Source organism: Deinococcus sp. LM3, from assembly GCF_002017875.1.
Lineage (GTDB): Bacteria > Deinococcota > Deinococci > Deinococcales > Deinococcaceae > Deinococcus.
In genome coordinates this window covers 268283-292451 of record NZ_MUFV01000001.1, presented here as the reverse complement: position 1 = coordinate 292451, position 24169 = coordinate 268283, and the positions used below count along the sequence as shown (strand labels likewise).

The following is a 24169-nucleotide window of genomic DNA, read 5'->3' as shown; positions in this document are numbered from 1 at the left end:
CTGCATGATACCGAGTGGCTGCGGGCAGCCGGGGGCCGCGCCTCACGGTTCCCGTCACATCTTCGAGGCGTAGCGGAAGTAGGCGTTCACCTGCGGGACGAAGCACAGCGCGGCGGCGCCCAGCAGCGGCACGGCGCCCAGGACGGCGCTGAACGGATTCCCGGCGCTCAGCAGCAGCGCGGCGTTCACGATCAGCAGCAGCACCAGCAGCGCGCGCGCCCAGCCGCGCCCCCGGTACACGTTCCAGCACAGCGCCGCTTCCAGCAGCAGTCGGATCTGACCGCCGCCGCCCTGCCCGGAGAACAGGGCCGCGAGCACGCCGGCCAGCGAGGTCAGCAGCAGCGCACCCAGGATCAGGGTGGTGACGGTCCAGCCGTTCCGGATGGCGGCGGCCTCGGCCGGGGACTCGGCGGGCGTGTCGGTGTCCAGGAAGCGGTCGGTCATGCCCTGAGCGTACCGGGGCGCGGCGCGCGGCGTTGCCGCATGTGACCGGCCGTCATGCGGGTGCGGCTGCGTGTGGGAATGCGCGTTCTGGCGGAGTCGCGGGGGGCGGGCCTCTGCTAGCCTTGCGGGCGTGTCTGTGCCTTCCACCCTGATCACCGCGTCCGGCCTGAGCGTCCTGTACGGCGAGCGGGCCGTGCTGAGCGGCGTGGACCTGAGCGTGACGGCCGGTGAGCGCGTGGCGCTGCTGGGCCGCAACGGGGCGGGCAAGACGACGCTGCTGCGCGTTCTGACCGGCGAGCGCGCCCCGGATGACGGGGAGGTCTGGCGCGCGGAGGGGCTGCGGGTGGCGGTGCTGGCGCAGCATCACGCGCACCCGCCGGGCCTGAGCGTGCGCGCCCTGTTGGACGCCGCGCACCCCTACCGGGAGCTGGAGGCCGACCTGCTGGCGCTGGAGGCGGACCTGGGCGACCCGGACACCCTGGAACGCTGGACGGCGCTGCACGCCCGCCTGGACGACCTGGACGCCTTCCGCTGGCCGGCGCGGGCGGCGCGGGTGCTGGGCATGCTGGACCTCACGCGCTTCCTGGGGCGCGAGGCAGCCACCCTGTCCGGCGGGGAACGCACCCGACTGGCGCTGGCGCTGGCCCTGGCCAGGGAACCGGACCTGCTGGTGCTGGACGAACCCACCAACCACCTCGACATCCGCATGCGCGAGTGGCTGGAAGGCTGGTTGCGGGACTTCCGGGGCGGCGTGCTGCTCACCAGTCACGACCGCGACTTCCTGGATGGCGTGGCGACCCGCAGCGTGTGGCTGGACGCGGGCGAGGCGACCCCGTACGCGGGCGGGTACTCGCGGGCGCGGGCGCAGCGGGACCTGGAGCGGCGCACGCAGTCCCGCGCGGCCCGCCTGGGCGAACGGGAGGCCGGGCGGCTGGCGGGCAGCGTGGACACCCTGGACCGCTGGGGCCGCCGCTCGCGCGCCCTGAAGAGCCGCGCCGAGCGGGTCGCGGTGCCCGAGGCGCCCCTGCCGGAACGGCAGATCCGGATGCGTCTGCTGGCCGGCACGGCAAAAGCGCCGCTGGTCGCGTGGGGCGAGTACCTGAGCAAGGGGTACGCCGGGCAGCCCGTCCTGCACGGCGCGGCCTTCCGGCTGCGGCAGGGCGACCGCGTGGCCCTGATGGGCGCCAACGGCACCGGCAAGACCACCCTGATGCGCCTGCTATCCGGCGAACTGCACCCGGACCCGCCGGGCCGCGACCCGGACACCGGGCTGCCGCTGCCGGGGCCGCTGCTGCGCGTGGCGGGCGGCGTGACGGTCGCCAGTCTCGACCAGACCTGGCATGGCCTGACACCCGGCGAGGGCCTGCACGCGCAGTTCGAGCGGCGGTTCGGGCGGCAGGCGACCACGCTGCTGGGCCGCGCGGGCTTCAGCGCCGCCGACTGGCCCAAAACGCCCGAGGTGCTGTCCGGCGGGGAACGCGCCCGCGCCGGACTGGCGCTCGTCAGCGGCCTGCGCGCCGACCTGCTGCTGCTGGACGAACCCACCAACCACCTGGACGTGGACGCCCTGCTGGCCCTGGAGGGCGCGGTGCAGGCGTACGCGGGCGCGGTCGTGATCGTCACGCACGACCGCCGCTTCGCGCGGGAGGTCGCCACGAGGTTGTGGGTGATCGAGGACGCCACGCTGCGCGAGGTGGGCGGCTGGGGCAGCCGCGAGTACCGCGACCCGGCCGCCACCCTGCAGGGCGACCCGCCGCCCCCACCGCCCGCGCCCACGCCCCGGCAACGCCTCGCCCCGCTGGAGGCGCGGCTGGGCAGCCTGCGCGCCGAACTGGACCGCCCGCCCGGTACCCTGACCGGCCGCGAGGAAGCCCGCGTGCGCGCCCAGGCGCACGAACTGCAGCAGAGCCTGTACGCCCTGTACGCGCAGGTGTGGCACGAGGCGCAGTACGACACCCAGGTCCGCGAGCCGCCCCTGACCGTGCGCGCCCAGCGCCTCGGGGAGGAGGCGGGCGAGGGGGGTGGCATGTTCTGGGCCGCGCAGGACCCCACCTGCCCGCACCTCGCCTGGGACGGCCACACCCTGCGCTGGAACGGCACGCCGCCCGCCTGGTTCGGCGCGGCCCTGCTGGGCGGCACCCTGCGAATCCTGTTCGAACGCTGGAACGTGGGCCGCGTGCAGCTGGGCGACGGTGGCCCTGTCCTCACGCGCCGCGCGTACTTCGGGCGACTGGGCCTGATCGGCGGCACCTGACCGGGCGGTCCGGGCACGCCTCATGCCGGACCCCGCTATACTTCCGCGCATGGAAGACCTCATCAAGGGACGCCTCGGTGGCGCGGACGGGTACGACATCCGCTGCACCATCGACGGCGACACCATCAAGGGCCGCGCAGGTGGCAAGCTGCACGGTAAGGACATCAACCTCGAAATCACCGAACGTGGCGTGCAGGGCAGCGTCGGCGCGGATCCCGTCAAGATCGAACTTGACGACGGCGAACTGCGCGGCAACGTCGGCGCGCAGAAACTCACGCTGCGTGGCGTGGACCGCGTCACGGGCTTCATGGGCGAACCCATCATCGGCTGGAACGTCGTCGCGCAGCAGACCGGCGAGCGCCTGACCGGACAGCTGGGCAGCACCGTCCTGGGCCGCCCCTTCGACCTCGAACTGGGCAGCGCGCCCGGCTGGGTGGGCACGCTGGTCGCCATCGTGGCCTTCTACGCCCTGGAACCCCGCGCGAACATCACCACCAGCCGCTGATATGGACTCCGATTGAATGGGCTGCAAAGACCATTCAATCCGAGCGGACTCGGAGAGCTGCGAAGCAGAGCGAGTAGGAGCAAAGCGGGTTCCGGACGTGGAGCCGGCAATCCGGTGAAGTTCCGGATTGTTGGCGAAACAAACGGAATCCGTATGATTCGACGGCAACAGGAAGGGCCGCCCAGGTGTAGACCGGGCGGCCCTCCGCGCTGCCTGCCGCCCAGGGGTCAGCGGCCCCCGATGCGGTAGGTGACCCCGAAGCGGAACTTGGTGCCGCGGTCCGCGTCGCCGCTTTCCAGGCCCAGGCTGACGTTCGTGCGGGTGTTCACGTTGTACCCGGCCTTGAAGCTGGGGCGGATGGACTGCAGGTTCAGGCCGCTCAGCGGCGTCGTGACCCGGAACGTGAAGCGGTTGTCCGGGGTGCTGTACGCCGCGTCGATCAGACCGTTGCCGTTCAGGTCCACCTGATACTGCAGGTACAGGTCCCGCGTCAGGTACGACCCGAGCGTGATGGTGGCGCCCAGTGTGCCGTCCGCGTTCGACAGCTGCGGCGTCAGGCGGAACACGTCCAGCCCGAAGGCGGTGGCGATGGTGCGTTCCAGTTCGCCCAGGATGAACACGTTCAGGGTGGTCTGCAGGGCGCTGCTGCCCAGCGCACCCAGGTTCAGGTTGGTCAGGTTCGGCACACCCGTCGCCACCAGTGCGTACAGTTCCGCCTCGCTGTAGGTCGCGCCGGTGGTCGGGTCGGCGCAGTCCGGGCTGTCCTGCGTGCAGCGCAGCGTGGTCGTCAGGTTCAGGGCGCTGCTGCCGTCCGGGCGGGTCGTGAACTCGCCTTTCAGGTTCAGCGTGACCGGCACCCGCTGGCGCAGGCTGTCCGTGCCGGCTGTGGTGGCGGTCACGAGGCCCGAGGCGCCGATGTCGAACTTCGGGAACAGGTTCTCGCCGCCGAACGTGACGACACTGTCGTTCAGCGTGAACTCGTTCTCGCGCAGGTACACGAAGCCGCGCTGCGAGCGCAGCTCACCGTTCAGGCGCGGGCGGTCGCCGGTGCCCGACACGAGCAGGTTGCCGGTGAATTCGGCCCGCACGAGGTTCTCGTCGATGCGGATGCCGTTCGGCGCGCGGATGGGAATGTCGTCCAGCACCAGCCGCTGCAGGAAGGGCCGCGCCGGGCGTTCCTGCGCGTCCGTGACGGGCGCGGGGAAGGTCGTGAGGGCCTCGGGCAGCGGACTGACGAAATTGTCGGTGGTGCGCCCGCTGTCGTTCGCCGCGTCGGCACTGGTCTGACCGGGGGCGGGCAGGGTGGCCGCGGCGTTCACGCGGCCCAGGATCAGGCGCGTGAAGTCCGCCGCGCCGCTCACGCGGATGTTCGTGCCGTCGTCCACGGCGCGCAGGTCGGCGTTCACGGCACTCTCGCGGCCGTAGATGATCGCCAGCGGCAGGTTGTAGTTACGGGCCGCGAGCGTCAGGTCCCAGCGGGGCGAGAGGTCCCCGCTGAGCGTCAGGCTGCCGGCCCCGCTCACGGCGCTGCTGCTGCGGCTCAGGCCGCTGAGGGTCCAGCGGTCGTCCTGCTGCGCCAGCGTGACGGTCGTGTCGGGCAGCGCACCCAGCACCTGCGGGGCCAGCAGGCCCGTGAAGTCCACGCGCGTACTGCTCAGTCGGCCCAGCGTGAGCTGCCCGGCCAGCGTTACGCGGCCGTCCGAGCCGACCGTGCCGCCGGTCCGGACCGTGCCGCCCCCGCTGAACGCGCCGCTGTCCGGCAGGTCCCCGGCGAACTGCGGCACCTGCACGCTCAGGCCCGCCACGGCGCCCGTGATGTTCTGCGCGCGGAGCAGGCCGCGCGGCCGCTCGTACGTGCCGGCGGCGCTGAGGGTCAGGCTGCCCTTCAGGTTCGGGTCGAGCGCCGCGACGCTGGGAATCAGCACGAGTGCGGGCGTGAAGGTGGTGTTCGTGAACTGCGCGCTCAGGTCCACGCGCTCGCGGGTGTACTGGCCGCGCACGTCCCAGGTGCCGGCCCCGGCCAGCTGGATGTTCACGCCGCGCAGTTCGCGGGCCGCGTACTCGAGCGTGCCGGTTCCGGTCAGGGTTTCCGTGACGGCCGCCGCACCCTCGCCGCTCGTGGCGCTCACGCGGATGCGTTCGGCGACCACGCTGACCCGCCCGGCCAGCGGGTCCGCGAGCGGGAAGCGGAAACGGGCCGCGCCGGTCACGACGCCCTCGCCGGGACTGGTGCCCGCGAAGGCCCCCACGACCGCCCCGACCGGCAGGGCGCGCAGGGTGCCCTGCCCGAATACCTCGCCGCCGCTCAGGCCGGCCGTGAAGTCCGACTCGCCCAGGAAGCCGCGGATCCGCCAGTCGCCCGCCACCTGCGTGCCTTCCAGCCGCGCGGGCAGGACCTTCGGGCCGACCGTCAGGTTGTCGCTGCGGATCACGAAGGTGCCGCCCCCGTCACGCAGGTTCGCCTCGCCGCTGACCCGGCCGGACAGGTCCGGGGCGATTTTCAGGTTGCGGACCTCCACGTTGTCCAGCAGCGCCCGCACCGAGTATCCGTCCCCGGTGGGCCGCAGTGCCAGCGGTCCCTCCAGCGCGGGGAGCAGGTCCGCGAGGCCGCCGCTGGCGGTCACGGCCGCCTCGCCCATGGCGTTCGCGCCGCGCAGGTCCGCGCGGAACGTCTGCCCGTCCAGGCGCAGCGTGCCGCCGAGCGTCAGGGCCTGCCCGGCGACGTCCAGCGGGTACTGGTCCGCGCCCACCTGCCCGGTCAGGCCGGCCGCGTCCGCGCGGACATCCAGTCCGATGGAACCCTGTCCGGCGCGCAGCGTCCCGGCCAGCTGCCCGGTCCAGTCCTGCGGCCCCTGCGCGGCCGTGAAGTTCAGGGTGCCGGCCGGCAGGGCTGCCGCGCCGCTCAGTTGCGCCCGGCCGCCGCGCAGCGTCACGGTCGCGTTCAGGTTCCCGGCGAGCGGCAGGTCCAGGTACGGCACGCGGTACGGGCTGCTCAGGTCCGTCACGCGCAGCTGGGCCTGCCCGTCCAGCCCGCCGGTCTGCACCAGGCCGGAGGCGGTGAGCAGCCCGCCCACGCCGCGAACGCCCAGCCGGCCCAGGTTCAGGCCCGGCAGGTCCGCGCTGAGTTGCCCGGCCTGCCAGCGCAGCGTGCCGTCCTTCAGGCCGTCCGAGACGGTCAGGTCCGCCGCGTTCAGACCCAGCACGCCCGAGGCCCGCCACTCGCCGCGCCGGATGCTGAGCGTCGCCTGCGGGTCACTGAGCGGCCCGCTGGGCGTGACGCTCAGTGACAGCTCCGGGCGGGTCAGGCTGGCCGCGCCCAGCAGCGTCCACACGCCGCCGCGGGGCCGCAACTCGATGGCGCCGCTGGCCTGCGCGCCCGACCCGTTCACCAGTCTCAGCTGCGCGCCCTGCGCCGAGGCGACCACGCGTACCCCCGCGCCCAGCAGGCCACCCTCGCCCTGCACCAGCGGTGAGGCGAAGCGGCCCCCGGCCGTCAGGACCAGTGGACGGGTCAGCACCCCGGCCGGCCCCCCGGTCAGGCGGGCCGTGCCGTGCCAGCCGGTGGTGGGGTCGGCCCGCAGGTCCAGCGCCGCCCGCACCGACTGCGGGCCGCTCAGCGCGCCGCTGAGGGTCAGGGCCTGCGCCGCGTACGTGGCCTGCACCTGCCCGTCCAGGGTGCCAGTGGCCCTGACGGTGAGGTCCGCGCGGCCGTCCAGCCGGGCCGTTCCACTCACGTCCAGGTCGCTGCCGGCGGCCGAGGCGCGCAGGCCCGTCAGGGTCAGGGTGGACCCCTCCAGGGTGGCGATGGTGGCCGTGCCCGTGTCAGCCGCCTGAGTGAGTGTGCCGCGCAGCCCGTCCAGCGTGGCGCTCAGGGTGCCGCCCAGGTCGGCGAGGGTCACGCCGCCCACCGACGCGCCGCGCGACTGCACGGTCGCGGCGGCGGTGGGCGCAGCGACCGTGCCGCCCAGCGTGCCGCGCAGCGTCAGTTCGCCCGAGCCGCCCAGTAACGGCAGCGGCGTCAGGGCCAGCGTCCCGCGCAGCGCCGGGACGAAGCCGCTGCCGCCCGACAGGGTCAGGTCGGCGCGGCCGAGCCGGCCGGCACTCAGCGCGAACTCGCCGCGCCCGTTCCCGGTCAGGACCAGCGGGTCCGTCAGGCCTGCCACCCGCGCCTGCACGCGGCCCGACAGCTCCGGCCACACGCCGCTCAGGTCCAGGTCGGCGCGGCTCTCACCGGACGTCACCGTGCCGTACACCCGCGCCCGCACCTGCCCGGATGCGAGGTCCAGGTCGCGCGCCTCGGCGTACACGGTGCCCGAGACGCCGCCGCGCAGGCCCACACGGGCGTTCAGGGTGGGCGAGGCCACCCGGCCCGACAGGGTCACGCGCCCGTCGAGCGCGTCGGTCAGCAGGGTCAGGGTGCCCTGCACGGCCGGGTCGGTCACGGCCCCACGCAGCGTCAGGTCCGCGCCCAGCTCGCCCCGTCCCAGCGAGGCGGCGTTCAGGTACGCGGTGTCCACGTCCCGCGCCGTGACCCGCAGCCCGCCGGGCAGCGCCCCGCTGGCCCGCAGCACGCCGCCGCGCAGGCTGCCGCTCAGGTCCGCGTCCAGCTGCCCGCCGCCGGGCCGGTACGTGGCGCGGCCGTACAGGCTGAACGGCCCGCCCTGCGCCTGCTCGCCCCGCAACGCGAGATTCCGGGCCGTGACCTCGGCGGGGCCGCCGCTCAGGGTGCCGCTGGCCTCCAGGGTGCCGGCGGCCGTCAGGGCGTTCACGCCCAGACCGGGCGGTAGCAGCCGCGCCAGCCGCAGCGGAGCCTGGGTGGTCCCGGCGCGCAGCGTCACGCGGTACGCGCCGCCCTCCAGCACCGCGCCGCCCGACACGCGCTCGCCGTTCAGGCGCACGCTGCCGTTCCCGGCGCGGTACGTGACACCCAGCTCGCCGCTCAGGTCGCCGCCCGTGTCGAGCAGTTCGCCGTTCAGGGTCGCGGTCAGCGCCGACCAGGACGGGCCGCCCAGCGACGCGCGTCCCGTGACGCTCAGCTGATCCGCGCGGCCCCACAGCGCCCCCAGGTCCAGCGCCTGCAGGTCCAGGGTGCCGCCGGGTCGCAGCGGCAGGTCGGCGGGCAGCAGACCGTTCAGGCGCGCCTGCCGCGTCCCGGTGCCCAGCAGCGCCGTGATCCGCAGCTGTCCGGCGGCGTCGCCGTCCAGGAAGGCGTCCAGCGGGCCGCCCGGCACGTCCCCCTGCACGCGCAGCTTCCCGGTGAACCCCTGGCCGCTGCGCCAGCCGACCGGGCCGCTCAGGCGCACCTCGTTCGTGCCCGTCACGTAGGTGGTGTTCAGGGTCAGCGCGGCGTTCAGCAGGCCGCCCAGCGGGCCTCCCAGCCGCCCACGCAGGTCGCCCCGGATCGCGTTCCCGCTGAAGGACGCGCGGTAGTCCGGCCCGAACAGCCGCGCCTGCACCTGCGATCCGGCGGCGCGCAGGCCCGCCGCGTCCCCGCTCAGGCGGCCCTGCACGCGCAGGTCCGGTTTGCCCGGCGTGCCCAGCACCTGCGCGGTGTACGTGCCGGGCAACCAGTCGGTCAGGGTCGCCTTCGCGCTCAGGTTCAGGGTGGGCAGCAGCGTGCCGCCCAGACGGGCGCGGCCCTGCGCCAGCGTCAGGTCGGCCCCGCTGACGCTCAGGCGCCCCTGCGCGTAACGGGCCGGCACGCGGAAGGTCACGCCCGCCGCCTCGCCGTCCGCCTGCACGCGCAGGTCCGCCAGCGTGCCGTCCAGCGAGGCGCGCGCGCGTCCGTCCACGCCCGCCAGGGGTTGCAGGTCGGCGGCGCTCAGGCTGCCCGCCACGCGCCATGCATCCAGCCCCGCGCCGCTGCCCTGCTGGCCGCGCAGGTTCAGGGCCGCGCCGGACACCGTGCCGGTCACGGTCACGTTCGCCGCGCCGCGCAGGTCGCGGGCGGCGGCGAGCAGGTCCACCTCGCGCTCCTGGTACGCGCCGGTCACGCGCAGGTCCAGCGCCGTGTCGGCGCGGCCGGTCAGGGTGGCGCGCAGGTCGTCCAGGGTCAGGGTCGCGTTCGCCTGCGGGTACAGCGGGCCGCGCAGGGTCACGGCGTACCCGGCCAGCGAACTGCTGAGGTTCGTGGACAGCTGCCCGCGTGAGAAGGTCACGCGGCCCTGCGCGCGCTGATCGTTGCCCTGAACGCGCACGTTCACGTCGGCGCGGCCGGTGGCACGGGCCAGCGGGTCGGGGCCGGTCAGGTCCGGCAGGGTCAGGTTCAGGCTCACGCGGCCCGCTGCGCCCGCCAGCACGGGCGTCAGCACCCGCGCGTCCAGCGCCGCGCCACTCACGGTCAGCGCCCGGCCGTCGAAGCGCACCGGAATGCGCGTGCCGGGGTGCGTCAGGGTGCCGCTGGCCCGCAGGCCGCCCGCCCAGTCCACGCGGGCGTTCAGGCCCAGCGGGTCGCCCAGGTAACGGGTGCGGGTGGTGCCCAGCCGCGCGCCGGTGGGGGAGAGGGTGGCCACCAGTCGTCCCGCCACGACCTCCGGGCGCACGTTTGCGGGCAGGAGCGCCCGCACCGCCGTCAGGTCCGCACTGACTGTCCCGCCCAGCTCCGGGAGGACCGTCACTCGACCTGTCACCGGCCCGGTCGGGGCGACGGTCAGGCGCGTGTCCTCGCCCAGCACCCGCAGCGTGCCCGGCTGCCCGGACAGCGCGTACCGGGCGCCCAGCGCCCCGGACCACGCGCCGCCCCGGTAGGTCAGGCCGCCCACGCTCACGCGCGCCCCGGTCAGAGAGCCGGTCAGCGGGAACGACTGCGCCGGCACGCTCAGGGTCGCGGCCCCCGAGCCGTACGACTGGGCGTTCAGGGTCAGGGTGCCGCGCAGGTTCGCCACGCTCCCCCCGGCCTGCGCCGCAAAGTACGGCCCGGTCACACGCAGGTTCAGGTTCTCCAGGGTGGCGGGCAGCGTGACCTTCCCGGTCGCCAGCACCGTCTGCCCGGCCAGTTCCCCACTGACCCGCAACTGCCCGTTCACGGCACGGACATCCAGCGGCCCGGCCTTCAGGGCGCCGTTCAGCACGCCGTTCACGGCACTCAGGTTGCCGCGCAGGCTCTGGCCGCCCAGGGTCAGGCCCTGCGCCTGCACGCTCAGGTTCTCGAAGCCGCGCAGCGTCACCTGCGCGCGCCCGCCCTGCGCGTCGGTCACGGTCACGTTCCCGCGCGGTTCCAGGCCGGTGCCCTGCACGTTCCCGTCCACGAACAGGCCGCCGCCCAGCGGGCCGCTCACGTCCACGTCGTAGCGGCCTGCCGGGAGCGAGGCGGTGCCGCGGGCGCGCAGGCCCTCGCCGTCGGTCAGCAGCAGGTTCAGGTCGTCCCAGGGGCCGTTCAGGGTCACCGCGTACTGGTCGAGCACGCCGCTGGCCGCCACCGCTCCACGGAACGACCCGCCGGGGCCGGGCCCCCAGGTGGCGCGGCCCTGCACGCGCCCCGCCTGCCCGAAGGCCGTCAGCGCCTGGGCGCCAGTCACGCGGGCCAGTCCGGTCGCCGCGTCGTACGTGGCGTTCAGGTCGCCCCAGGTGCCGCTGGCCGTGAGGCGCGGCGTCAGGGTGCCGCTCAGGTTCACGCGCTGCGCGGGCAGCGTCACGCCGCCGAACGACAGCGGCCCGGTCTGCCCGGTCACGCGCGCCCGCAGGTCGCCGTACCCCCCGGCCACGCCGAGGTTCAGGGTCTGCCCCTGCGCGCTCAGGCGGCCCTGCGCCCGCACGTCCGGGTACACCCGGCCCGACAGCGCCGCCTGCACGCCCGCGTACGTGACCCGCAGGTCGGCGTTCAGCGGCCCGCCCGCGCGGGTCAGGGTGCCGGTCACGGCGGCGCCCAGCGCCCCGGCGTTCACGCGCGCCGAGCCGCCCTGCCCGGCCAGATTCAGGTCCAGCGTGCCGCCCAGGCCGTCTACGTTCACCAGGGGGCGCAGCGCCGCGAGGTTCACGCGGCCCGTCGCGTCCCAGCGGTCCCCGTCGATCACGCCGCGCGCCGTGTCACCGGCGGTGGTCAGCGTGAAGCGCACGCCGTCGTCCACGCTCAGGACACCCTGGATGTCTGCGCCCTGCACCCGCGCCGTCGTCAGGTAAGGGGCCTGAAGCTGCGTGTCTGCCAGCACGGTCACGCCGCCCGCCGAGCCGCGCAGACTGGCGGCCGTGCCGCGCGCCGTGGCGGTCAGGTTCACGCCCGCCCCGGTCGCCCGCAGCGTCCCGAAGGCCTTCAGGGCGGTGGTCACGGTCACGTCGCCGGTCACGTTCAGGCCACCCGCCACAGGCAGAGCGCGCGCCTGCACGCCGAAACTGTCGCCATTCCAGGTCAGGACCTGCGCGCCGCTGCGGAACGTGCCGCGCTGCCGGGTGTAGTTCAGGTCCAGCGGCCCGGCCAGCGTGTCACGCACGCCCGGCACGGTCGCCTCCAGCTGCCCGGTCACGTTGCCGCCCGTCAGGTCCAGCCGCCCGCGCCCACTCAGGATGATCCCGGAGCCGCTCAGGCCCTGCGCCTGCCACGTGCCCCGGAACTCGCGGTTCAGGTCGATCCGCGCCGCGCCCAGGTCCACCCTCAGACCCCGGTCGTCCAGGGCGCCGCTGCCGGACAGTCCGGTGAACGGCCCGGCCTGCGCGCCGCTGATGGACGCGCGCAGGTCGTCCGGCGTGCCGCTGACTGCCACGCGCGCCTGCACCGCCCCGTACGTGGGGTTCAGCACGGCGTTCAGTTTCACGCCACTCAGGGCCAGCGTGCCCGACAGCGGCCCGCCCAGCCCCTCGCCGCGCAGGGTCAGGACGTTCTGCGCGTCGATGGTGGCCTCCACGTTCAGGGGTTTCTGCCCGAACGCCCCGGCCAGCGCAGCGCGTCCCGCGCGGCCCAGCGCCCACTGCCCCTCCAGCCGCTGGTCCGACCCGGCCAGCGAGGTCACGGCGCTGAACGCGAGGTCGTTCGTCTGGGTCGCCACGTTCCCGTCCTCGCTGAGGAAGGTGTACTCGACGTTCGCGCCGCGGAACCCCACGCCCGCGACCTCGCCGGCTCCCTGCGCGTACGCCTTGACGCGCACGGTACTCCAGCCGCCGGCCGTGACCCGCAACTTCAGGCCCCCGCTGCCGGTCGTGCCGAGCGCCCCGGCCAGTCCGGCCACGGTCGGAGTCGCGTCGGCCGTGACCCGCCAGTTCTGCGCCTTCAGGTCCACGCCGCCCGACGCCGTGACCGGGCCGTTCCAGCCGCGTCCCGCCAGTTGCAGGCGCACGTCGTCGCCCCGGTGCGTGGCGGTCCCGGCAATGCCGGTCACGGTCACGAAGTCCGCCTCGGGCACGCGCAGGCTGGCGTCCGTGACCGTCAGGTCACCCCGGATGGGGCCGCTGCCGATCACGTACTGCCCGCCGATCCGGCCGCCCGTCACGCCCGGCCAGTAGTGGTTCAGGACCCGCGCGTCCGCGTCCAGGTCCACCGTGAACACGTTCCCGTCCGGCCCCTCGGTCACGCGCAGGTCGGCGTTCAGTTCGCCCTCCCCGGTCGCGCCGCGCAGCAGCGTCCGGCCGTCCTGACCCTGCGTGACCCGGAACCGGCCGTCCGGCACGTTGATGCCGCGCCCGTCCACCGACACCTGCGAGTCCTGCACGTCCAGCCCGGACAGCGCCACCTTCCAGCCGCCGCCCCCGCCCGCGCCGCCGCCCGTCCCGCCCAGCAGGTCCGCGAGCTTCAGGCGCACGTCCGCGCCGCTTGCCGACACGTTCAGGCGCACCGTCCGCGTGAACGGATTGACCGACGCGACCGTCACGCCCACCGACCCGGCCGACGCACTCACGCCCGGCAAAGTCACCTGCGCGCCGCCCAGCGTTGGCGCCCACAGCGGCCCACCCACCCGCTCCGCCGAGATCACGTCCCCACCAAAACGGGACAGCAGCGCCCCGCCCAGCAGGGTCGGCAGGAACGCCAGGACCAGTAGCAGCGCCGCCAGCACGCCCACCACCCACGGCCAGCGGCGGGTGCGAGCAGAACTCGCTTCCTGCTCCGGCTGGTCCGGCGTGCCCTTCAGTTCATCCGGCCGGTCCTCGCCCGTCACGGCCGGACCCGGCCACGTCCGCCGGAAGACGCACCCGCCCCCACCTTCACCCCGATCATCGCTTCCAGCCGCATTCCCCGCATTCTACGCAGCCCGGCGTGAACGCCGCACCCACCGCGTCCTCACGCAACCGTCAGGAAAGCACCCTGCCCGCACCGCGAAAGCCGCTACCATGACCGGCATGCGCCTGACCGCCCTTATCACCGGCACCGTGCAGGGCGTCGGCTACCGACGCTACGTGCAGCGCCACGCCCGCGACCTGAAACTCGCCGGGTACGCCGAGAACCTCAGCGACGGCCGCGTCGAGATCGTCGCCGAGGGCGCCCAGCCCGAACTGGACCGCCTGCTCCACTGGCTGCGCCTCGGGCCCCCCCACGCCCGCGTGCGCGACGTGCAGACGGCCTACAGCGAACTCACGGGCCTGAACGACTTCCACGTGTACTGAACGTGGGGGGGTGGGATGCGGGGTTCTGCCTTTCCCCCAGCCCACGCCCCACGTCCTATACGGATTCCGTTTGTTTCGCTAGCAATCCGGAACTTCACCCGATTGCCAGCTCCACGTCCGGAACCCGCCCTGCTCCCACTCGCATCCGCTCGGATTGAACGGGTTTTGCAACCCATTCAATCGGAGTCCGTATTACACCCCGCTCACCCCACGCGGCGGATGTCGCCGACCACGCGGTAGAACCCCCCGGCGTCCTCCAGACCGTCCACGAGGTAGGTCGCTCCGGCCTCGCGGAGGTTGCGGGGGAACTGCACGTTCCAGGCGTGGTAACCGGGATCTGTGGGCCGGACGCGCAGGCGGGTGCCGTCGCGCTCGCAGGTCAGGCGCACGCCCTCGCCGGTGTCGGCGGTAACGCTCAGCTGCGTCAGGGGCGCGCTGACCTGCGCGGCGGCGGCGAGCTTCACGTCCCTGGGGGCGGGGGCCTCGCCGCGCTGCGCGGCCTGGATGGCCCCGGCGCTGGCGTCCAGGGCGGCCAGGATGCCGCTGCTGGTCACGAGGTACAGCCGCCCGCCCGCGTACTGCATGCTGAGCGCCGCGCCCACGCCGCTCCCGAGTTTCCAGAGGCGCTCGCCGCTGCGGGTGAAGCAGTACACGGCGCTGCCGCTGTCCCCGGCGAACACGTACTCGCCGCCGGGGCTGGTGGCGCAGGACAGCACGGCGGCGTCGCAGGCGTAGTCCTGCACGTGCTCGCCCGCCTTCGTGAAGCGCTGGATCAGGTTCTGGGTGGTCCCGGCGTACAGGTCGCCTTCCTCCTGCCAGCCGAACAGCACGCCGCCGCGCGTCTTCGCCTGCCACAGCGGGAGGCCGCTGGTGCGGTCGTACATGCCCACGCCCGCCGAGTGCCCGTAGTACACGCCGCGTTCGTCCACGCGGACCATCCAGCCCATCTGGCCGCCGGTGGCGACGTTCGCCCACTGCTGGTCGCTCTCGGCGTCGAAGGCGAACACGTTGCCGTTCCAGTCGCTGGCGGCCAGGGTGCCGGCGTGGATGTCCAGCCACAGCAGCGCCGAGCTGCCCTCGACCTCATAGGCCACGAACGGGAGTTTGCCGCTCAGGTCGTACACGTTCCCGTCGTCACAGCCCGCGAAGGTCCAGTGGTCGTCGCGCACGAGGCATTTCACGCCGTCGGGCAGGGTAAACGAGCGCTGCACCTCGCCGTCCGGGCTCAGGGCGTGCACCTGTCCGTCCTGGTTGCCGACCCACACCTGATCGTCGCCCGCGAAGATGCCGAACGCGGTGGCTTTCGTGCTGAACTTCCACAGCAGCGGCGCGCCCCGGCGGGTGGTGGAGCGGGTCTCGGTGAAGGTGCGGCGCACGACCTCGCGTTTCTGCCGCACGCCCTGCACGGCTTCCTCGTAGCCCTTGCGGCGCTTTTCCTTCAGTTTCTTCTCGGCTTCTGCCTGGGCCTTTTCAGGGCTGGGGAAGGTCTTGCGCTGCGTCTGGCCGTCGGTGCCGATGCGGCCGTAGCGGACGGTGAGGTCGGCGCCGTCCACGGTCACCTCGTAGAATTTGTGCTCGGCCCCGTTCGGATCTGAATACTCCAGATATGTTGCAGACATAATTCTATTGTAACGGGGATCACGCTGAATTGGCAAGCGCGGATGAGATGAGGGACGCCTGGACGGCGGATGCACCCCGGGCAGGCGCGGCTGGAAGGCTCTAGGCCATTTTCAGAACCTCGGCTTTCAACTGAAAATCGAAGCTCGCACAATGGACCCATGCCCGCCACACCCACACCCGACCCCCTGCACCCACCCGAGGTCCTGCACCCACCCGAGGCCCTGCACCCACCCGAGGCCCTGCACGTCACGACCCCCGCCCAGGCCGACGCCCTGATGGACTTCGCGTACGGCGCGCGCCTGCTCGAACAGTTCCTGACCCCCACCACCGCCAGTCACGCCGCCCACGCCCTGAACGAACCCGCCAACCGTGTCACTTACCACGTCCGCAAGCTTCACGACTGCGGCCTGCTGCGCGTCGCCGGACACCACGGCAAACGCGTGCAGTACGTGGCGGCCGCCCGCACCTTCCATGTCCCGCGCAGCCTGGTCCAGCTGGATGAACCCCTGACCGTCATCGGCCCGGCCATGCGCGAGATCACCGCTGCCTACGCCCACGCCATCCTCGACTGGCAGACCCGCCAGGGCCACCCCGGCACCGGAGACGACCTCACCATCCACCTGGGCCGCTGCGCGCCCGATACCCACACCGACACCCGCACCGACATTGGGGCCTTCGCACCCGCCATGCGCCTGCGCACCGTGCAACTCAGCCCGCAGCAGTACCGCGCCGCGCAGGACGCCATGAACGCCATCCTCGACCGCCTGGAAACCGAAGAGACCGACAGCGCCCGCACGAGCACCTTCGTCCTCATGAGCTTCAGAGGTCAGCTGCACCTGAACTGACCACTCCCGGCCCACGCCACCCGCGACCGCCCCGGCGGACGACGGGAGACCCCTTCACGCCCATACCGGAGGCTCACCATGTTCCACGAACGCCACCAGCACGCCCTCGACCGTCAAGCCCAGCTGCTCCGCGAGGCTCAGGCCGACGGACTGGCCCGTACCCTGAGAGCCGCCCGACCGGCCCGCTGGCAGTTCCGGTGGCGCCTGATGCGCCTCACCCTGCACCTGCCCGTTCTACACGTCCGGGTCAGGCCGACCCGCTGACCGCCCCCGCGAACGCCACGATCCGCCGCGCCGCCTCGTGCGGGTCCAGGCGCGCCGTGTCCAGCACCAGCGCGTCCGCCGGGGCGTCCATCACCCCGCCGCGTTCCATCAGGCCGCGCAGGATCAGCGGGTCACGCAGTTTCAGGCGTTCCCGGCGCTCCGGTTGCTTCATCCGCGCCTCCAGCTCCGGCAGCGGACACTCCAGCCATACCGGCACGAACGCCGCGCCCCGCTCGCGCGCCAGGGCACGCAACTCGGCCACGACCTCCTCGCCCTCCTCCACGCGGCTCAGGTAGTTCGTCAGGATGTGTGACCGCGTGGGCGGGGCCAGCCGCAGCGCCCGCAGGCCCACCTGCCGCACCTCCTCGGCCAGATCGAACAGTTCTGGCGGCACCGGGCTCACGCCGTCCACGCCGAACGCCGTGAACACCGGATCGTTGAACAGGTGGTTGTCCAGCAGCGCCGCGCCCGTCAGCGCCGACAACTCTTTGCCGACCGTGCGTTTGCCGCTGCCGGGCGCGCCGACCAGATAGAACAGATGACTCATGCGCGCCAGCCTGTCACACGCGGGCCGGGCGCACATGCGCAGACTGGCCTGCCGCCATGGAAAACGGCGCCCCTGGTGATCGGGGGCGCCGCAGAACCCGGAACCTTATTCCAGGATGGCTTCGTGGGTGATCTCCACGTTGCCTTTCATGACCTGACTCATGGGGCACATGTCGGCCGCCTGCTTCACGTGTTCCTCGAAGTCCGCCTGATCGCTGCCGGTCACCTTGCCGCGCACCACGAGTTTCATGGCGCTGACCTTGAAGCCGGCGCCGTCCTTGACCATCTCGCAGGTGGCCTGGGTGTCGAGGGATTCGACCGTGTGGCCGTGGTTGGCGAGCAGTGCCGAGAGCTGCATGGTGAAGCACCCGGCGTGGGCGCTGGCCAGCAGTTCTTCGGGGTTGGTGCCCTTGCCGTTCTCGAAGCGGGTGCCGAACGAGTACTGCGCGCCGTCCAGCACGCCACTCTCGGTGCTCACGGTGCCCTTGCCGTGCTTGAGGTCGCCTTCCCAGTGGGCCGTTGCCTTACGTGCGATGTCTGCCATGCGGTTCAGTCTGCGCGGTCAGGCGGTGGGGATGCCGTGGGTGCGGTTGAGCGGAACTTCATGGTTGCGCTTTCCCCCAATCTAATCCTGACCTTGCAACTCGGATTTAAGTCTGGCAGAATCCTCGACACCAGCGCGGCGGCCTCCCACGGACCCCGGCGCACAAGGACACCCATGCCGAAACGAAGCACCCTCCTGACCCTGACCGCTGTCCTGGGCAGCGCCGCCCTGGCCGCCAGCGCCGCCACCTACCCCCAGACCGTCACGCACAGCGCCGGAACGACCACCATCCCCCGCCAGCCCCTGCGCGTCGTCGCACTCGGGCCGCACGCGCTGGACCTGCTGCTGTCCATCGGCGTGCAGCCCGTCGGCTACGGCGAGGCCTCCACGTTCCTGAAAACCCCGGCCTTCGGTTCGCCCATCCGCGACATCAAGTACCTGGGCAGTCGCGTGACCAGCGCGCCCGTGAACGTCGGGGACCGCTTCAACCCGAACCTCGAAATCCTGACGTCCCTGCGCCCGGACCTGATCGTCGGTGAAACCTACGCCTCGCCCGTGTACCCGCAGCTCAGCCGGATCGCGCCCACCCTGCTGCTGGACGGCATCGACCGTAACGCGTGGCAGAAGACCCTGCCCACCCTGGCCCGCGCCCTGAACCGCGAGGCCGCGTACCGCAGCGCCCTGAACACCTACAACAAAGGCGTGCAGAGTACCCGCGCGCAGCTGACCGCGTTCGGCAGGAAACGCGTGCTGGTCGTCTGGACGACCGGCGGCGACGCCCGCAACACCTTCACCATCAGCGGCAGCGACGACTGGACCGGCGGCCTGCTGCGCGACGCCGGCCTGAACGTCATCGACGGCGAGAAGAAGGACGCCGTGGTCAGCGTGGAAGGGCTGGCCGCCATCAACCCGGACGCCGTGATCGTCCTGGCCGCCGGGACCAGCACGCCCACCCGCGCCCGCGCCGAGTGGAACGCAGGGGCCATCACCAGCCGCCTGCGCGCCAGTCAGGCCGGACAGGTGTACTTCTTCGACTACCACCTGTTCCGCCGCATCCGTGGACCGATCGCCGCGCAACTCGTCGAGCGCGAACTGATCCGGGCACTGCGCTGATCCGGACGCAGCGCTGATCTGGATGCAGCGCTGCGTCCGGATCAGCGCCGCTTGCCCTACACTCGGGCCATGCAAAGTCAGGACTGGACGGCGCCCGGCGCTCCCGTAAGAGGTTACGTGTGGCACGCGCAGACCCCGCGCGGGAACGTGCTGCTCACCCACGGCTTCGGGGAGTACGCCGCGCGGTACGTGGACCGCTACCACGCCCTGATTCCCACGCTGGTCGCCGCAGGGTTCACGGTGTACGCCGCCGACCAGCGCGGACACGGCGCGTCCGGGGGCGCGCGGGCCGTGGTGGACGTCCGCGATCTGGTGCAGGACCACTTCGCGGCGCGTGAGGCCCTGCGCGCCGACCCCCGCCCGCTGTTCCTGCTGGGGCACTCCATGGGCGGGCTCGTCACGGCCGCCAGCGCCGCCCGCGACCCACGCGGGATCAGCGGCGTGATCCTGTCCAGTCCGGCCCTGCTGGTCGGCGAGAACGAACCCGCGCTGGTGAAACGGCTCGCCCCGTTCATCGCGCGCCTCGCGCCGGGCCTGCCCACCACCGACCTGGGCACCGGCGGCCTGTCGCGCCTGCCCGAGGAGGTCGCCGCGTACGAGGCCGACCCGCGCATGTACCACGGGAAGGTCCCGGCCCTGACCGGCGCGAGCATGCTGTCGCTCAGCGCGTCGCTGTGGCCGCTGTACGCCCGCTGGACGCTGCCCACGCTGGTCGTGCACGGCACCGCCGACCGTCTGACCGACCCGCGCGGCAGCCAGCGCTTCATGCAGGCCATCGCCTCGGGTGACCGCGAGCTGCACGTCGAGGACGGCGGCTACCACGAACTTCTGAACGACGAGCCGCGTGAACGGGTGCGAGCGCGGATCGTGGACTGGCTGCGCGCCCACATCAGCTGATTCCTGAGGGCCGGTGCCTGTCGCGTTGCCGCTGACCGGGCGACTGGACACGGCTCTAATTTTCCTCTAATCTCTGGGCATCCCACAACCGAGGTGCCCTGCCATGCGTAAAGTCACACCTGTTCTGCTGCTGTCCCTGCTGCTCGCCGCCTGCTCCACGTCCCAGCCCTCCCCGCAGCAGGACGGCCCGTCCGCCCGCACGGCTCCGAACACCCGGCCCGCCACGCTGATCCTCCCCGACGGCACCCGCCAGCAGGTCACGGGCTTCGAGCAGGACGGCTACCTGATGCTCGAGGACGACATCATCCTCGCGGACCTGAGCAGCGTCACGCCGCAGGGCACCTACGTCGTGGACACCCGCTACCGCTGGACGGGCCGCACCATCCCGTACACCTTCGCCGCGAACGTCCCGCAGGCCATCCGGGACCGCGTGGCCGCCGCCGCGTCCACCATCCGCTCGACCACCAACGTGGTCGTCACGCCCCGCACCAGCACCACCCAGCGCAACTACGTGGAAATCACGTACAACACCGGCACCAGCTGCGCCTCCAGCCTGGGCATGGTGGGCGGCAAGCAGACCATCACCCTCGCCGACCGCTGCACGACCGGCACGATCATCCACGAGTTCGGGCACGCCATGGGCCTGTTCCACGAGCAGACCCGCCCGGACCGCGACAAGCACGTGCAGATCGTCTGGGCGAACATTCCCGCCGACTGGCAGAGCCAGTACCAGATCCGCAGCGGCAGCGCCGGCTACGGCGCGTACGACTTCGACTCGATCATGCACTACCCCGCCTTCTTCGACGGCAAGATCGCCATCCAGCCCCTGAGCTCCAGCGTGGACCTGAACCGCATGGGCCAGCGCAACGGCTTCTCGACGACCGACAGGAGCACCGTCAACGCCATGTACCCCCGCTGATACGGACTCCGGTTGAATGGTTTGCCAGAACCGTTCAACCCGAGCGGATGCGAGAGGGAGTCAAGCGGGTTCCGGGCGTGGAGTTGGCGGATCGGTGGTGTTCCGATCTGTCAACGCAACAGACGGAACCCGTACAAGAAAGCAGAGGAGAGGGGCCGCCACACCGGTTCAGGTGGCGGCCCCTCTCCTCCGTCGTGTGCCGGATCAGTCGGCGGCGCTCTCCGCGGTGGCAGTGTCCTGCGTGGCAGGCACGCCGTCACGGATGCTGGGGTGAATCCCGAAGTCCTCTGCGATCAGTCGGGCGGTCATCTTGGCGCTCATCATGACGCTGGGCGTCCCGCCGCCCGGTTGCGCGCCCGCGCCGACCATGTAGAGGTTGCCCACGTCCTCGCTGCGGTTGTGCGGGCGGAAGAACGCACTCTGGATCAGCGTCGGCTCGGGGCCGAAGGCGTTGCCCAGGTAGCTGTCCAGCGTGCCTTCAAAGTAGTCGGGCGTGATGAACTCGCTGTGCGTCAGTCGGGCGCGCAGGTCCGGGATGTACCCGCGTTCCTCCAGGAAGGCGTACACGCGCTCCACCAGTTTCGGGCCTTCCACCGCCCAGTCCAGGCCGCTGGCGTTGTGCGGCACCGGCACCAGCGTGTACGCCGCGTGGTGCCCTTCCGGCGCGAGGCTGGGGTCGGTCAGGGTGGGGACGTGCAGGTACTGGCTGAAGTCGCGGCCCAGTACCTTCTTCCCGAAGATCTCGGTCAGCAGTTCCTGGTAGCGCGGCCCCAGGATGATGTTGTGGTGACGCAACTTCAGGTCCGTGTCGGTCTTGCGGAACCCGAAGTAGATGACCAGCAGACTCATGCTCTGGCGGGCGGCCTTCACGCGCACGTCGCTGTTCACGAGGCGCGCGGCGGCCGGCAGGCGCTTGAGGTACGTGTTCGCCCAGTCGCCGTTACTGACCACGATGTCCGCATGGCGTTCCTGCCCGCTCTCCAGCCGCACGCCGCGCGCCACGCGCCGCCCCAGCGGGTGCCGGACCGGGCGGCCCCGGTCATCCGTGACCAGGATTTCCTGCACGCCCTGCCCGTACTCGATGCGCCCCCCGAGTTCCTCGAACTTGCGAACGAAGCCCTGCACCAGCGCGCCCGTGCCACCCATGGCGTAGTGGATGCCCCAGGTCTTCTCTACAAAATGGATCATGGCGTAGATGGCGGGCACGCTCAGGGGGTTGCCGCCCACCAGCAGCGTCTCGAACGAGAACACCTGCTGCATCTTGGGATTACTGAAGTACTTGCCGGTGAAGCTGAACAGGGTGCGCACGGCGTCCAGGCGCATCAGGTCCGGCACGACCTTCAGCATGGTCGCCACGTCCCCGAAGTGCGTGTACCCCAGTTCCAGGAAGCCGCGCTCGAAGATGGCGCGGGCGTCGTCATGAAAACGCTCGTACCCGGCGAGGTCCTCGGGGGCCAGTTCGCCGATCTGGCGGCGGGTGCTGACCGGGTCGCCGTCGTAGTCGAAGAAGGTGCCGTCATCGAAGTAGATGCGGTAGAACGGCAGGATCGGCACGAGCTTCACGTACTCGCGGGTGCGCGGGCCGCCGCTCTCTCCCTCGCGCACGCGGGCGTCCGGGGCCAGCACCGCCGGAGGGTAATCCGCCCCGGCCAGCATCCCGGCGTCGCGTTCCAGCGCGAACAGTTCCTCGATGAAGTGCGGCACCGTGATCACGGTCGGCCCCATGTCGAACACGTACCCGTCCTCGGTGCGTTTCTGGTACGCGCGTCCGCCCGCCTTGTCCAGGCGTTCGAGGATGGTCGTGTCGAAGCCCAGCGATTGCAGGCGAATGCCGAGACTCAGGCCGCCGATGCCGGACCCGATGATCAGCGCGGTCTTGCGTTTGGAAGCGGAAAGAGCAGGGGTGTCAGAAGCAGTCATGCAGGAACCTCCGCCGCGCAGGGCGGCGTGAACAGGGAAGGGGAGCAGCAGGCGGGCCGGGGCGGCGGGCCAGGGAACAGAAAGAAAAGCGGAGCGGGACTCAGCCGGCCGGGGTGGGCGCGGACCGCAGTTCCCACCACGCCTGCGGCAGCATCATCAGTTTGCGGGTGCCGCTCACGTGCGCCCGCCGGCCGAAGTTATCGAAGTCGTTGCGGGCCAGATCGTCCAGGATGCCCTCGTAGGCGCGCGCGGCGGTCGCCACGGCCAGCCGCGCGCTGCCGTGCAGGCAGGGAATCCCGGCGCGGCCCTGCACGTACCAGTCGCGCGCCAGCCCCGAGAGGTGCTCCATGAGGGCGCGGTACTCGGGCGTGACCACCCCGCGTTCCAGGTCGCCCAGGGTCACGCCGTACTCGGTCAGCAGCGTCTGCGGCAGGTACACGCGGCCGCGCCTCAGGTCCTCGCCCACGTCCCGCAGGATGTTCGTCAGTTGCATGGCCTGTCCCAGCATCAGCGCGGCGTGCAGGGTGCGTTCGCCGCCGCTGTACCCGCTGACCGGCGCGATCATGAACCCCACCACGCCCGCCACGCGCCGGCAGTACAGCATCAGGTCGTCCATGGTCCGGTACTCGTGCCCGGCGAGGTCCATGCGCAGCCCGTCGTGCAGCTCGGCAAAGGCCGACAGCGGAATCGAGTAGGTGCGGGCCGCCCACGACAGCGCCGTGTCGATGGGGTGCGGGCCGGGCCGGCCCTCGAAGGCCGCCTGCGTGCGCGCCCACCAGTCGTCCAGTCCGGCGCGGGCCGCCTCGCCGCTGCGCTCGTCGACGATATCGTCCCCATCGCGGCAGGCGGCGTACACGGCCCACACGGCCTGACGCTGCTGCGCCGGGAAGAACCGCGAGCCCAGGTAGAAGGTCTTGCTGTGCTCCCGCGTCATGTCCTGGCAGTGCGCCACGGCCTGCGCCAGGGCGCTCTTGGATGGGGGAGGGAAGGTCACGTCAGTCACGGTTGGGTTCCTTTCCACCGAGTGTAGGGGGCGCGTAGGGGGGAAACGTCACGCATTCTTACAGAGTTTCCCGCGCGCCGTCGTCAGGGCGCCCGTCCCGCACGTACCGCTCGAACTGCACGGCGCCCACGCCCAGGCCGTCCGTGCGGGTCAGGCCCGGCAGGTGCCGCGCCACCCACGCGGGGTCCGGGAAGTTCAGGCCGCCCGCCGCCGGCCGCTCGAACAGCGATTGCAGTGGCCCGCCGGTGCGGCGCAGGTACATCAGCCACAGCTGACCGCCGGGCCGCAGTACCCGCGCGCACTCGGCCAGCAGCGCCGCCGGGCCGCGCGTCTCGTTCAGGGTCGCGCCGACCGTCACCCCATCGAACGCCGCAGGCGGCAGGTCGCTGCGTTCCATGTTCAGCTGCGCCCAGTCGATTCGGGCGTCAGGCTCGCGCCGCGCTCCCTCACGCAGCATCGGGGCGCTCAGGTCCACGGCCAGCACCCGGCAGTCCGCGCGGGCCAGCACACCCGCGTAGAAGCCGGCGCTGGTGCCCACGTCCAGCCAGTCCTGACCCGCCTGCGGGCGGCACAGCGCCCGGAACAGCGCCGCCTCTCGTTCCAGCGTGAAATCCGCGCCCAGCGCCCGCAGGGACCGCTCACGCCACCACGCATACCCGGCGGCCGTCAGGGGAAAGAGGTTGCTCCGCTGCGCGGCACTCAGGGCCGGCTCGGGATTCAGATTTTCTTGGCTCTGGGCAGAAGGCGGCACAGGGTTCATTATGCTGA

General features: G+C 72.4%; 16 protein-coding genes. 8 read left to right on the top strand and 8 right to left on the bottom strand.

Features of this window, described 5'->3' with window-relative positions; genetic code table 11:
• Window positions 1-54: 54 nt before the first annotated feature.
• Window positions 55-444, bottom strand: coding sequence for a hypothetical protein (locus BXU09_RS01320; RefSeq protein WP_078300020.1), 390 nt, complete (start codon window positions 442-444; stop codon window positions 55-57).
• A gap of 130 nt (window positions 445-574) precedes the next feature.
• Between BXU09_RS01320 and BXU09_RS01315 the strand changes: the two genes are divergently transcribed.
• Window positions 575-2698, top strand: a complete 2124-nt coding sequence (locus BXU09_RS01315; RefSeq protein WP_240500898.1) for an ABC-F family ATP-binding cassette domain-containing protein — start codon at window positions 575-577, stop codon at window positions 2696-2698.
• Window positions 2699-2747: 49 nt separating this feature from the next.
• Window positions 2748-3203 carry a hypothetical protein gene (locus tag BXU09_RS01310; RefSeq protein ID WP_078300012.1) on the top strand — a complete coding sequence of 152 codons (456 nt, stop codon included), beginning with the start codon at window positions 2748-2750 and terminating at the stop codon, window positions 3201-3203.
• A gap of 227 nt (window positions 3204-3430) precedes the next feature.
• Here the strand turns inward: BXU09_RS01310 and BXU09_RS01305 are convergent, their stop codons facing one another.
• Window positions 3431-13285, bottom strand: a complete 9855-nt coding sequence (locus tag BXU09_RS01305; RefSeq protein WP_240500896.1) for a translocation/assembly module TamB domain-containing protein — start codon at window positions 13283-13285, stop codon at window positions 3431-3433.
• Window positions 13286-13466: 181 nt separating this feature from the next.
• On the opposite strand from BXU09_RS01305, the gene BXU09_RS01300 reads away from it, so the two are divergent.
• Complete coding sequence (locus BXU09_RS01300; RefSeq protein WP_078304533.1) at window positions 13467-13730, top strand: acylphosphatase; 264 nt, start codon at window positions 13467-13469, stop codon at window positions 13728-13730.
• A gap of 203 nt (window positions 13731-13933) precedes the next feature.
• On the opposite strand, the gene BXU09_RS01295 is transcribed toward BXU09_RS01300, so the two are convergent.
• The gene (locus tag BXU09_RS01295; protein WP_078300008.1) at window positions 13934-15349 is read right to left on the bottom strand and encodes a WGR domain-containing protein; all 1416 of its coding nucleotides are present in this window, start codon (window positions 15347-15349) and stop codon (window positions 13934-13936) included.
• A gap of 159 nt (window positions 15350-15508) precedes the next feature.
• Between BXU09_RS01295 and BXU09_RS01290 the strand changes: the two genes are divergently transcribed.
• Window positions 15509-16195, top strand: coding sequence for a hypothetical protein (locus tag BXU09_RS01290; protein ID WP_078300005.1), 687 nt, complete (start codon window positions 15509-15511; stop codon window positions 16193-16195).
• A 78-nt stretch (window positions 16196-16273) separates the two neighbouring features.
• Entirely contained in the window at window positions 16274-16459 is a 186-nt protein-coding gene (locus tag BXU09_RS01285) for a hypothetical protein (RefSeq protein WP_078300001.1), read from the top strand.
• Here the strand turns inward: BXU09_RS01285 and BXU09_RS01280 are convergent.
• Entirely contained in the window at window positions 16443-17006 is a 564-nt protein-coding gene (locus BXU09_RS01280) for an AAA family ATPase (protein ID WP_078299997.1), read from the bottom strand. The genes BXU09_RS01285 and BXU09_RS01280 overlap by 17 nt on opposite strands.
• Window positions 17007-17111: 105 nt before the next feature.
• The gene (locus BXU09_RS01275) at window positions 17112-17549 is read right to left on the bottom strand and encodes an OsmC family protein (protein ID WP_055363264.1); all 438 of its coding nucleotides are present in this window, start codon (window positions 17547-17549) and stop codon (window positions 17112-17114) included.
• 174 nt (window positions 17550-17723) lie between these two features.
• On the opposite strand from BXU09_RS01275, the gene BXU09_RS01270 reads away from it, so the two are divergent.
• The 3 genes from BXU09_RS01270 to BXU09_RS01260 all read left to right on the top strand — a co-directional run bounded on the left by BXU09_RS01270 (window position 17724) and on the right by BXU09_RS01260 (window position 20478).
• Window positions 17724-18662, top strand: a complete 939-nt coding sequence (locus BXU09_RS01270; RefSeq protein WP_078299993.1) for an iron-siderophore ABC transporter substrate-binding protein — start codon at window positions 17724-17726, stop codon at window positions 18660-18662.
• A 69-nt stretch (window positions 18663-18731) separates the two neighbouring features.
• Entirely contained in the window at window positions 18732-19559 is an 828-nt protein-coding gene (locus BXU09_RS01265) for an alpha/beta hydrolase (RefSeq protein ID WP_078299990.1), read from the top strand.
• 103 nt (window positions 19560-19662) lie between these two features.
• Window positions 19663-20478, top strand: coding sequence for a M12 family metallopeptidase (locus BXU09_RS01260; RefSeq protein ID WP_055363261.1), 816 nt, complete (start codon window positions 19663-19665; stop codon window positions 20476-20478).
• A gap of 204 nt (window positions 20479-20682) precedes the next feature.
• On the opposite strand, the gene crtI is transcribed toward BXU09_RS01260, so the two are convergent.
• The 3 genes from crtI to BXU09_RS01245 form a co-directional block, all read right to left on the bottom strand.
• A complete protein-coding gene (gene crtI, locus BXU09_RS01255) occupies window positions 20683-22398 on the bottom strand; it encodes a phytoene desaturase family protein (RefSeq protein ID WP_078299987.1) in 1716 nt (571 codons plus the stop codon).
• Between the two features lie 100 nt (window positions 22399-22498).
• The gene (locus BXU09_RS01250) at window positions 22499-23332 is read right to left on the bottom strand and encodes a phytoene/squalene synthase family protein (protein WP_078304531.1); all 834 of its coding nucleotides are present in this window, start codon (window positions 23330-23332) and stop codon (window positions 22499-22501) included.
• Between the two features lie 127 nt (window positions 23333-23459).
• Window positions 23460-24161, bottom strand: coding sequence for a class I SAM-dependent methyltransferase (locus BXU09_RS01245; protein WP_078304529.1), 702 nt, complete (start codon window positions 24159-24161; stop codon window positions 23460-23462).
• Window positions 24162-24169: the final 8 nt, after the last annotated feature.

Bases quoted from the DNA above. Each gene is read 5' to 3' on its own strand.
- BXU09_RS01320 (WP_078300020.1), bottom strand. From the start codon at position 444: ATGACCGACCGCTTCCTGGACACCGACACGCCCGCCGAGTCCCCGGCC.
- BXU09_RS01310 (WP_078300012.1), top strand. From the start codon at position 2,748: ATGGAAGACCTCATCAAGGGACGCCTCGGTGGCGCGGACGGGTACGAC.
- BXU09_RS01300 (WP_078304533.1), top strand. From the start codon at position 13,467: ATGCGCCTGACCGCCCTTATCACCGGCACCGTGCAGGGCGTCGGCTAC.
- BXU09_RS01295 (WP_078300008.1), bottom strand. From the start codon at position 15,349: ATGTCTGCAACATATCTGGAGTATTCAGATCCGAACGGGGCCGAGCAC.
- BXU09_RS01290 (WP_078300005.1), top strand. From the start codon at position 15,509: ATGCCCGCCACACCCACACCCGACCCCCTGCACCCACCCGAGGTCCTG.
- BXU09_RS01285 (WP_078300001.1), top strand. From the start codon at position 16,274: ATGTTCCACGAACGCCACCAGCACGCCCTCGACCGTCAAGCCCAGCTG.
- BXU09_RS01280 (WP_078299997.1), bottom strand. From the start codon at position 17,006: ATGAGTCATCTGTTCTATCTGGTCGGCGCGCCCGGCAGCGGCAAACGC.
- BXU09_RS01275 (WP_055363264.1), bottom strand. From the start codon at position 17,549: ATGGCAGACATCGCACGTAAGGCAACGGCCCACTGGGAAGGCGACCTC.
- BXU09_RS01270 (WP_078299993.1), top strand. From the start codon at position 17,724: ATGCCGAAACGAAGCACCCTCCTGACCCTGACCGCTGTCCTGGGCAGC.
- BXU09_RS01265 (WP_078299990.1), top strand. From the start codon at position 18,732: ATGCAAAGTCAGGACTGGACGGCGCCCGGCGCTCCCGTAAGAGGTTAC.
- BXU09_RS01260 (WP_055363261.1), top strand. From the start codon at position 19,663: ATGCGTAAAGTCACACCTGTTCTGCTGCTGTCCCTGCTGCTCGCCGCC.
- crtI (WP_078299987.1), bottom strand. From the start codon at position 22,398: ATGACTGCTTCTGACACCCCTGCTCTTTCCGCTTCCAAACGCAAGACC.
- BXU09_RS01250 (WP_078304531.1), bottom strand. From the start codon at position 23,332: ATGACGCGGGAGCACAGCAAGACCTTCTACCTGGGCTCGCGGTTCTTC.
- BXU09_RS01245 (WP_078304529.1), bottom strand. From the start codon at position 24,161: ATGAACCCTGTGCCGCCTTCTGCCCAGAGCCAAGAAAATCTGAATCCC.